At 39.9% G+C, this 10,529-nt stretch carries 6 protein-coding genes, 2 tRNA genes and 1 pseudogene; 3 read left to right on the top strand and 6 right to left on the bottom strand.

Translation table 11 applies throughout. The annotated features are described in order from the left end of the window. Positions 1–377: 377 nt before the first annotated feature. Entirely contained in the window at positions 378–1,355 is a 978-nt protein-coding gene (locus Q0X59_RS05050; protein ID WP_082266248.1) for a PHP domain-containing protein, read from the bottom strand. Positions 1,356–1,431: 76 nt separating this feature from the next. Between Q0X59_RS05050 and Q0X59_RS05055 the strand changes: the two genes are divergently transcribed. After that, positions 1,432–2,100 (top strand): vitamin K epoxide reductase family protein, encoded by a 669-nt coding sequence (locus tag Q0X59_RS05055; RefSeq protein ID WP_075523453.1) that lies wholly within the window; start codon positions 1,432–1,434, stop codon positions 2,098–2,100. Positions 2,101–2,459: 359 nt separating this feature from the next. Here Q0X59_RS05055 and murI read toward each other — a convergent pair whose 3' ends face one another. The 4 genes from murI to Q0X59_RS05075 all read right to left on the bottom strand — a co-directional run bounded on the left by murI (position 2,460) and on the right by Q0X59_RS05075 (position 7,423). Then, positions 2,460–3,239 carry a glutamate racemase gene (gene murI, locus Q0X59_RS05060; protein WP_297643594.1) on the bottom strand — a complete coding sequence of 260 codons (780 nt, stop codon included), beginning with the start codon at positions 3,237–3,239 and terminating at the stop codon, positions 2,460–2,462. A gap of 256 nt (positions 3,240–3,495) precedes the next feature. Continuing rightward, positions 3,496–6,903: a mupirocin-resistant isoleucine--tRNA ligase gene (gene ileS, locus Q0X59_RS05065; protein WP_297643596.1), complete on the bottom strand. Its 3,408-nt coding sequence runs from the start codon at positions 6,901–6,903 to the stop codon at positions 3,496–3,498. Positions 6,904–7,163: 260 nt separating this feature from the next. Then, a tRNA-Arg gene (locus Q0X59_RS05070) sits at positions 7,164–7,236 on the bottom strand. A gap of 113 nt (positions 7,237–7,349) precedes the next feature. Continuing rightward, positions 7,350–7,423 (bottom strand) — tRNA-Lys (locus tag Q0X59_RS05075). A 297-nt stretch (positions 7,424–7,720) separates the two neighbouring features. Between Q0X59_RS05075 and xseA the strand changes: the two genes are divergently transcribed. Both xseA and Q0X59_RS05085 read left to right on the top strand, forming a co-directional pair. After that, complete coding sequence (gene xseA, locus Q0X59_RS05080) at positions 7,721–8,983, top strand: exodeoxyribonuclease VII large subunit (RefSeq protein ID WP_297643604.1); 1,263 nt, start codon at positions 7,721–7,723, stop codon at positions 8,981–8,983. A gap of 178 nt (positions 8,984–9,161) precedes the next feature. Continuing rightward, complete coding sequence (locus Q0X59_RS05085; protein ID WP_297643606.1) at positions 9,162–9,497, top strand: exodeoxyribonuclease VII small subunit; 336 nt, start codon at positions 9,162–9,164, stop codon at positions 9,495–9,497. A 176-nt stretch (positions 9,498–9,673) separates the two neighbouring features. Here the strand turns inward: Q0X59_RS05085 and Q0X59_RS05090 are convergent. Next, positions 9,674–10,529: pseudogene (locus tag Q0X59_RS05090) on the bottom strand (hypothetical protein); the annotation flags it as partial.

Raw genomic sequence — 10,529 nt, forward strand, 5'->3', positions numbered from 1 at the left:
TTTATTAACAAATCACATAATAATCCTGTAGCTTTTATAAAAGGCTATAGGATTATTTACTAAGTAAGTTAAGTATAGATTGTGTACTAGTGAGGTGTGGAAATTACTTAACGAACAATAAAAAGCGAAACGGTGTTTGAATAAGTTACACCTGATCCAAGCTATTTATAAAACTAAAGTAAGCTAAAATCTAGCTTTTACTACTACAAGCAATAACATTTGATAATGCGTAAAAAGTTGAAGCTCCTGTGAGGTAAGTAATTCCCACGCCTTACAACAACAGTCATATTTTGTAAAAAAATCCTATAGCATTATTTACAAACTCACTACCATTTTGCTGTTTTGTGAGTAGTGGGAATTACTTATATCTTTATCTGCTATATTTTATATCCGCGATTTAATATTTCATCTACTACTTTTCGGCTAGTTTTTTCCTCCCCAAGAAGATTCGGCTTGCCTTTTCCGTGCCAATCTGATCCTCCTGTAACAATCAAATTTAGTTCGTTTGCTAATCCTAATAGACGCTGACGTTGAGTCAAAGAATTACCTCGATGATAAACTTCTAAACCGTCAAGACCTGAGAAAGCATAAGCAGTAATTTGATCGTCTGAAAGTAAAAGTGAATTTCTACTATAATCTGCTGGATGCGCGATTATAATCACTCCTCCTGCATGTTTGATTGCGTCAATAACTTCATAAACTGTCGGCGAAGGCGTAGGAATATAATACGGTCCACACGGTGAAACCGGTCCGGAAAATGCTTGTGAGCGTGTTTTGAAAATTCCTGCAGCAACAAGCGCGTCTGCAATATGCGGTCTGCCAATTGTTGTAAGCTCTCCATAACTAGCTTGAGATAACACATCTTCCCAAGTAATCGGATAATCTTTACTCATTCGTTCAACCATTGCACGAGTGCGTTCTATTCTACGTTTCCTCGTAGTTTCAAACATTTTCTTTACATAATCATCTTGAGGATTATATTGATAAGCTAACATATGAACTGAAATACCGTAATCTTCTGCTGTAATTTCAGAACCATATAAAACTGGCATATTAGCAGCGTTAGCAGCTTTACGGAAATCATCCCATCCTGCTGACGTATCATGATCTGTAATGGCAACACCCTCAATATTAAGATTTTTAGCAATATTTATTAAACTTTGCGGAGTCTGCGTTCCATCAGAATATGTTGTGTGACAATGCAAATCCCATCCGCAAGAGTTGCAATCATCCGTAGAATCATTTGCGCAATCGTTTACGCAATCGTTTACGCAATCGTTTACGCAATCATTAGAAGATTTTTCTTCTTGCGAATAATCTTTAGAAAATTTATTGTTACTAACAATTACAGTCATATAACTATCGTAGACTGTAGTATGTAAACTTTTATACACAATGTAGCGTAATTCTAACAATTTTACGAGGAAACATATGCAGCAAACTAATTTAATTGAAGAAAAAGAGAATAATAATACTCAATTTATCGGCTGGCGGCATACTAACATATGGACTTACGGGATTATGTTCATTGTTTCTGCAATAGCGTTATTAACATCACTTATTCTTTCATCAGAAACGTTAGCTTTAGCAAGAGCACCTCACTCAAAACTTGCTTGCGATGTTAGCGGAGCAATATCTTGTTCAAAAGTAGCTCAAACTTGGCAAGCAGAATTCATACATTTTGGAGAATTAAGTTTCCCAAACTCATTCTTTGGTATCGCTGCAGAAGCAATATTTCTTACGATCGCAATAATCGGTTTAGCTAAAATGAAATTCCCAAAATGGCTTGCATCAGCTTCTTGGTTAGGAGGATTATTCGCGCTTTTATACGCTTATTGGCTGTTTTCTCAATCACTATTCGTAATCAACGTATTATGCCCATGGTGTTTAGTATTGATGTTCTCAACTACAGTGCAATTTATTTCCCTTTCTCATGCAACTATATGTGTTCAAGAAGTAGGATTGCGCGCGGCTCCATGGTTAAAATCATATTACCGATTGCATTATGATTTAATGCTTGATGCTGTGTGGATTATGGTATTAGTTACTTTGATTTTTGCAACTCACGGTAGTGAAATTATAGCTTTGTTTACGAAGTAATTACCACTACTCACAAAACAGCAAAACAGTAGTGAGTTTGTAAATAATCCTATAGGATTTTTACTAAGTAAGTTAAGTATAGATTGTGTACTAGTGAGGTGTGGGAAATACTTAACGAACAATAAAAAGCGAAACGGTATTTAAAAAAAGTTACACCTAATCCAAACTCTTCACAAAACTAAAGTAAGCTAAAATCTAACTTTCACTACCACAAGCAACAACATTTAAACATTCGTAAAAAGTTGAAGCTCCTGTGAGGTAAGCAATTCCCACACCTCACAAACACAGGAAAATCCTGTAAAAAAATCCTATAACCTTTTATAAAAGCTACAAAAACATGCAAGAGTTATTATTAGTTATTATTTTGCGAAAAATAAACTTTGAGCTAACTCACTAATCCTCTTGCCAGTATCTGAATTAGATATAGTAACACTACCCTCTTCTGATTTTGGCGCGAGCGCATCTAAAGAGCTTAATATCTCTTGCAAATGATGGATTGTACCAGCATTACCATCAACAATTTTAACGTTAGAAGGCAAAAAATCTCTAAAATAATCGCGATAAAAAATAAAATGAGTGCAACCTAATACGACTGAATCAATCGAATGTAAATCATACGAATCAAAATATTTATGAAGAGCACAATTTACAAAATCACAATCGTTTAATTTACCATCTTCTACAATTCTAACTAAATCAGGGCAAGGCTGAGAAAAAATAGTATGCTCGCACGCAAATCGATTTAACAAATCTGCAAATTTGCGCTCTCTGAGCGTAAGAGGTGTTGCAGCAACTATTACACGTTGAGATTTACCGCAACCTAAGTCGCAAGCCAATTTCAAAGCAGGCTCCATACCAATAATTGGAATATTATAATACTCTCGTAAATCTTTTACAGCAGCAGAAGTCGCTGTATTACAAGCGATTACAACTGCTTTAACACCATTCTTTACAAAATTTTCGACTATAGAAAAACTAAGCTTTTTAACTTCATCAGGTGTTTTAATGCCATAAGGAGCGTTTGCTGAATCCCCAAAATAAAGTATATGTTCATTAGGCATAGCAGATCTGATTTCGCGAGCAACAGATATACCGCCTAATCCTGAATCAAATACTCCAATTGGCGCTGAAGAAGACATTCAATACCTCCTAGAATCAGTTCACAACTCTAATAGCGAGTATCAACATCTTAACTAAAAAGCTAAATCAACATGCATGAATGAATATTGAAAATCCAAAAATTCTTTAGAATAGCGAAAACCGCTTGCTAATACACTAATGCGAAAAAATAATACACTAATGTAATGCGAAAAACTAGAAAAACTAAACGTGCCGATGTATTTAATCATACACCAGCACGTTTTTTGTTTAGTTAGCTAAAGATTTGCACTTAAACTACGCGCGCTTAAGAGTAACTCTAAGCTCTGTTGCACTAGAATCAGCCTCAGTAACTTCGAAGCTTGTAGCAAGAGTTTCTTTAGCAATCAAGTCTCGGAATTGCTCAACTTTAGCAACGTCCGAAGCTGGCACGCTCAAAGTCAAAGCAATTCGATCCGTAACATCTAAACCGTTCTCCTTGCGAGCATCCTGAACAACGCGAATAGCATCGCGAGCATATCCTTCAGCAAGCAAATCGCTAGTCAAAGCAGTGTCAAGCATAACGAAGCCACCAGTTGGCATTGCAGCAGAAGCCATATTTGCAGCTGCTTGAGCATCCGAAGACTCAACGCGATTCACAAGCTCATATTCGCCCTCAACAAGCGCAACTTCGCCATTTGGAGTCTGAACAACAGGAGCGCCAGAGCCGTCAACATGCCAATCGCCACTCTTAGAAGACTTAATAGCAAATTGAACTTGCTTACCCAAGCGAGGACCAGCAGCGCGAGCATTCACTTTAAGCTCATGAACAATCTTCAAACCGTGTTCGCTTGCGTCCTGCAAAGTGCAGAATGTAACATTCTTCACATTAAGCTCACGCTCAAGAACCTGCTCATAAGGCTCTACAGCATCAGTATTTTCTGCAACAACTGTCAAGTTAGCCAACGGCTGACGCACGCGCAACTGTTCCGCTTTACGCAACGAAAGCGTAGAAGACACAACCTCACGAACCTTATCCATAGCAGCAACCAAAGCATCATCTGAAGCAAGAACAGCGCCAAGCTCAGTAACTTCTCCAGCCTTAGGATTTTTCTCTCCATCGCAAAGAGTTTGTGGCTCAACCAAATAAGGCCAATCAGCTAAATGCACAGATTCTCCGCCAGTAAGACCTCGCCACACAGCCTCTGCTTCCATAGGAGCAAGAGGAGCAATTGTGCGCATAAACACTTCCAACGCAGTGTAAAGAGTGTTGAAAGCAGTTTCATCTTCATTCCAGAAACGATCACGGCTGCCACGAATATACCAATTTGTAAGTACGTCAATAAAGTCACTTACTGCCGCACAAGCATCGCTAATAGCAAACTCGTTCAAACACTTTTCTACGCGCTCAACAAGCAAACGCGTGCGAGCAAGCAAGTAGCGGTCCATGTTACAAAGTCCCGAAACCTCACTTGCACGAAGACGACGAGCATTATAACCTTCCCCACCGTTTGCAGCATTCGCATACAAAGTGAAGAAGTAATACGAGCTCCAAATTGGAAGCATAACTTGACGAACTGTATCCCTAATGCCATCTGCAGTCACAATCAAATTGCCGCCGCGCAAAATCGGCGAAGACATTAAGAACCAGCGCATTGCATCTGAACCATACTCGTTAAAAACGCCATTAACATCTGGATAATTTCGCAAATGCTTACTCATCTTCTGACCGTCAGAACCAAGCACAATACCATGGCAAATCACGTTCTTATAAGCAGGGCGGTCAAAAAGCGCCGTAGCCATAATGTGAAGAGTGTAGAACCATCCACGAGTTTGACCGATATATTCAACGATGTAATCGCATGGGAAGTGTTCCTCAAAGAATTCCTTATTTTCAAAAGGATAATGGAATTGAGCAAAAGGCATAGAACCAGACTCAAACCAGCAATCAAGAACATCTGTAATCCTATGCATTTGTGATTTTCCAGTAGGATCATCTGGATTAGGACGAGTCAGGCGATCAATATACGGGCGATGCATATTCACATTACCATCATCATCGCGAGGATAATCTCCAAAATCAGCCTTAAGCTCTTCCAAGGAACCATAAACGTCTACACGAGGATACTTCGGATCGTCACTCACCCACACTGGAATTGGCGAGCCCCAGAATCTATTACGGCTAATTGACCAATCGCGAGCGTTAGAAAGCCACTTACCAAACTGACCATCTTTCACGTTTCCAGGAATCCAATTGATCTTTTGATTAAGTTCAAGCAATCTTTCTTTAATCTTCGTTACAGATACAAACCAGCTAGAAACAGGTTTGTAAATAAGCGGAGTTGCACAACGCCAGCAGTGAGGATAACTGTGCACGTAGCTTTTTTCTTGGAATAATAGCGCACGTTGATCTTCCGGCATTTTAGCAAGAGGTCCATCTCCTGCACGCAAAGCACGCAAAATTGGAAGATTCGCGTCAAAAACGTACAAGCCTTCGTAATCTGGGCAATCGCTTGTAAACTTGCAGCCTGCATCTAGCACATCAACGCTTCGAATTTCATGTGCGTTAAGCGTGTTCATATCGTCTTCGCCGTAAGGAGCTTGGTGAACTAAACCAGTACCTTCAGAAGTGTCAACATAGTCTGCTGTGTAAATTGTGAAAGCATTAGGACCAGGAGTACCGCCTTCTTTAAGCGCAGATTCGCTTGCAAAGTAAGGGAATACTGGATAGTAGCGCCAGCCTGACATCTCAGCTCCCTTAAGTTCGCGCACAACCTCGTAGTTTTCGCCAAGTTCCTTAGTGTAAGATCCCAGCAAAGGCTTACCGATGTAGAACTTCTTACCAGCAAACTTGCCTTCAGTTGGGCGAACTTCCACGTAATCGATGTCTGCGCCGACTACGATTGCGAAGTTGGTTGGCACAGTCCAAGGAGTAGTAGTCCAGAATACTGCGTAGGCGTCTTCTTCATCTCGAAGTTTTACAGCTACAGAAACAGTTGTATCTTGACGATTCTGATACACATCCGCATCCATACGAAGCTCGTGTGCAGAAAGTGGAGTTTGATCCTTCGGACAGTACGGGAGCACGCGGTAGCCTTTGTAAGCCAAGCCCTTATCGTAAAGCTGCTTGAAAGCCCACATAACGGATTCCATATATGGAATGTTGAGAGTTTTGTAACCACGCTCAAAATCAACCCAACGCGCTTGACGATGCACGTAGTTTTGCCATTCATTCGTATACTTCAAAACACTGGAACGACAAGCATTGTTGAACTTTGCGATTCCCATTTTCTCGATTTGCTCAACAGATTCGATTCCAAGCTCTTTTTGCGCTTCCAATTCTGCAGGAAGACCATGAGTATCCCAACCGAAAACGCGGTTTACTTTACGACCACGCATAGTTTGGTATCGAGGAATAACGTCTTTTGCATAACCTGTTAGCAAGTGACCATAGTGTGGAAGACCATTTGCAAAAGGAGGTCCATCAAAGAAAACAAACTCATTTTGGCTACCTTTGCCAGATGGACGATACTCTATTGATTTTCTAAACGTATTATTTGCATCCCAGTATTGAAGCACAGATTCTTCAAGTTGTGGAAATGAAGGATTTGGCGAAACACAGCTAGTATTATCGGAATCTCCATTAGATTCTACTGCCATAACGTTTACTTTTGGATACACATGATTCTCAGACGTATCATTTGCCATATTAGCAGATTCGCTCACTGCACTCTCCTCGCTAAACAGGGTTAAACATTTCCCTGCGAGGACGACAGTTGCCTACCGCGGTACCACCTCGCTTGCTATAAGAATCTTAAAACTATTCTTATAACCGCTTGTATTTGGCTATGCGGGCCAATCCCGTCGGTTCTAATAAGCGAAAATATTAAGAATGCTCGCCGTTCTTCCGAAAACTCCCCGCTGATAACGGATCATCGCTTAATTTAGGAACAATCTAACACTATCCCCTAACATTGTGTAAAAAGTGCCCCGAATCAGAATCGAACTGACGACACCCACTTTAGGAGAGTGGTGCTCTATCCACTGAGCTACCGAGGCAGTGTAAGTTTGCTACAACATGATTAACTAGCAAACAACAAAGGGATATTATACACGAATGCTTTGATTGAACAATATGAAAAAACCCAAGCTCTAGGCTTGGGTTTTATTTGTGCCCCCTCGGGGATTCGAACCCCGGACACGCTGATTAAGAGTCAGCTGCTCTAACCAACTGAGCTAAAGGGGCGTTGGTTAGATTCATTTGATTTTTGAACCGAGAAATAACTATACTCAAATTTAATAAGAGCGCAAATCGGCGTGTCGCATTACCCTCGTTTGAAGCAAAGCTCGCGCTTCAAACGAGCTTAATGCGAGAGGACTTGCTCAAGGTTGAAAGCACAGTGTGCTTTCAACGCAAGTACTCTTGATTGCATACATGCAATCAACCACAATAAACACGCAAACACAATGCGAGAGGACTTGCTCAAGGTTGAAAGCACACTGTGCTTTCAACTTGTCCTTCTTAACAACCAAGCTTATAATTATGAATTCGTCAATTACAACGCTAAAACAAAATCAAATTCCTGAGCGAGCAGCTTTAACTACTCCAGAAAATCCTTGGCCGGTCCATATAATCAGCCAAAAATTCCATGATGCAGTTACAAAATGGCCAGAAGCTTGGATTGAAGGACAAGTTACAGAAATAAATCTTCGACGTTCTAGTTCAGGTTACATAACTCTTAGAGATAACAATCAAGATGTTTCTATATCTATAATGGGATTTTCTCAATTCGTTCAAAAAGCTCAAGGCTTACGTCAAGGAGATCGTGTCGTAGTACATGGAAAAGCTGAGGTTTGGGTTAAAGCAACACGACTAAGTTTCGTAGCAGATGACATACGTCGTGTTGGAGATGGAGATTTAAAAGCTCAAATTGACGAATTACGTAAAAAACTCAAGGGAGAAGGCTTATTTGATGCAGAAAATAAAGTACAATTGCCTGAATTCCCTAAATGCATTGGTTTGATTTGCGCACCGCAAGCCAGAGCTGAAGGCGATGTTATTACAAACGTGAATTTAAGGTGGCCAGTAACGCGTTTTAAAGTTGTGCACGCTCACGTACAGGGAGTACAATGTCCATCTGATATTATTGCTGCAATTAAACAACTTGACGCAGACCCTGATATTGACGTTATTATTGTTGCTCGCGGCGGAGGAAGTTTTGAGGATCTGATTGGATTCTCAGACGAAGGAGTTGTCCGCGCAACTGCTTCATGTATCACGCCTATAGTTTCAGCAATTGGTCACGAAGATGATTGGACTTTAATTGATTTAGCTGCAGATTTGCGCGCCTCTACACCAACAGATGCAGCTAAGCGAGTAGTCCCAGATGTTCTAGAACAATGGCAGCTGATTGATAACGCATTACAACATATGCGTATGCGTGTTGAAGCTCGAGTTGAAGGCGAAATTCGACTTGTAGAAGGTTATGCTAATCGTCCAAGCCTTACCAATCCAAGCACTATGCTTGAACCTCATGAGAGATTTGTAGAACAATCTGTAGAACGTATGAGGAATGGTTTAGTTCGCATTTTAGATGATGCGAGTTTAACGGTTGAAAAGGCTCACGCTAGTCTTACTGCTTTAAGCCCCCAATCTACATTGAATCGCGGATATGCTGTTGTTCAATTGAAAAATGGTCATGTTTTAGATAACGCAAGTTCAGCTAAAATTGGCGATGAAATTACTGTTACTTTGAAAAGCGGAATTGTGTTTAGCACTGTAAAAGGAGTAGAGGAAGCAATTTAATGAAACAAATACATGCAATTACATCATAAAAGCCTTAAAGCAAGTAATAAAAAACAAATAAGCAATTAAAACATCTAAGCTCATTAACAAATTGCTAAATTTATTATTTAGTAAAATATATTTATAAAATAAGCAATAAGAATAATAATGAGCAATAAAAAAACAATAAGGAATAATTATGGGAAAAGAATCAGATACAAATAAGTCTGTACAATCAAGCGAAAAAATTGGTACAAACGTAAAGCAAGCAAGTACTCTAACAGATGAAGAACGCGAGAATATTGCATCAATGCCTTATGAAGAAGCTCGCGAAAAACTAATTCAAGCTGTTCAAGCTTTAGAAGCCGGAGGTTTAACACTAGATCAATCCATGCGCCAATGGGAATTAGGTGAAGCTTTAGCAAAGCGCGCACAAGGTTTGCTTGCAACAGTTCGCGCTAAACTCGATGCAGCTCAAGCAGAGCAAGCTGCAACTGCTGAAACTGCAGGAACACAGTCTAATCTCGATGCATAAGTTTGCGCAAATAGCAAGTTTGTTTTTATTTCAAAAAACATTATTAAGTATCGTAATAATAATTTGGTTTATTGCACAATAACTTAATAATCACTAATTAAGCAAATGCTCCCCACCTTTCATAAAGATGAGGAGCATTTTGATTCTATCGAACTAATACTTAATTAAATATTAGTTTATAAATTATCAGCTTTTCTGGAAACAAACACTTTAGACATGCGTACACTGAGAACAGACACGAAGCCAGTCAAAAGTACCATAATCATAGTCATTACAGACACAATGTTTACACCAGTATGAGCAACTCTAGACTTAGATCCCTTAGTGAATGAGCGAGATCCAGAGCGAGAAGCAGAGCTAGAAGCAGATTCATTTGAATCATTACCTGAATTACTTTCAGAATCACTAGAACCGCTAGACTTTGTTTCAGAAGCAACAACCGCTTTAGCAGAAGCTACTTGCGTATTACCCTTCATCAACAAAACCGTATGCTCACCTTCGTATCCTTCAGGAATGAATGCATCGAAGTAGTAACCGCCCTCCTCAGAGTGCATAGTTACATAGTCATTATTGCCTTCACCCTTAAGAGCCACAGGATCAGAGTAAATGAATGCATATGCGTGTTCACCATCTGTAAAATCATTACCTTTTACGTGGAAACGATTCATACGACCAGTATTCAGATGATTTACTCCATTAGACTCATTAACAGTCAAAACCTTCAAATCAGACTGTATTCCATCGAATGAAGGAGCAGAAGGAGCTGAAGATTCAGAAGATCCAGAACCAGTTTCTTCACTACTACTTGCGCTTGAACCATCGCCAGAAGGAGTTTCAGGCTCAGTTTGAGTAGAACCACCGCCAGTAACAGGAGTTGGAGGATTATCACTATGAACAGGCTCCGGCTTAGGAGGCGTTGGAGTTGAAGGATCACTCTTACCCGGTTCAGTTGGAGTTGAAGGATCAGTCTTACCCGGATCAGTTGGAGTTGAAGGATCAGTCTTACCCGGATCAGTTGGAGTTGAAGGATCA

Source organism: uncultured Gardnerella sp. (genome assembly GCF_947280595.1).
GTDB classification, from domain to species: domain Bacteria; phylum Actinomycetota; class Actinomycetes; order Actinomycetales; family Bifidobacteriaceae; genus Bifidobacterium; species Bifidobacterium vaginale_A.

Bases quoted from the DNA above. Each gene is read 5' to 3' on its own strand.
- murI (WP_297643594.1), bottom strand. From the start codon at position 3,239: ATGTCTTCTTCAGCGCCAATTGGAGTATTTGATTCAGGATTAGGCGGT.
- xseA (WP_297643604.1), top strand. From the start codon at position 7,721: ATGAATTCGTCAATTACAACGCTAAAACAAAATCAAATTCCTGAGCGA.
- Q0X59_RS05055 (WP_075523453.1), top strand. From the start codon at position 1,432: ATGCAGCAAACTAATTTAATTGAAGAAAAAGAGAATAATAATACTCAA.
- Q0X59_RS05085 (WP_297643606.1), top strand. From the start codon at position 9,162: ATGGGAAAAGAATCAGATACAAATAAGTCTGTACAATCAAGCGAAAAA.
- Q0X59_RS05050 (WP_082266248.1), bottom strand. From the start codon at position 1,355: ATGACTGTAATTGTTAGTAACAATAAATTTTCTAAAGATTATTCGCAA.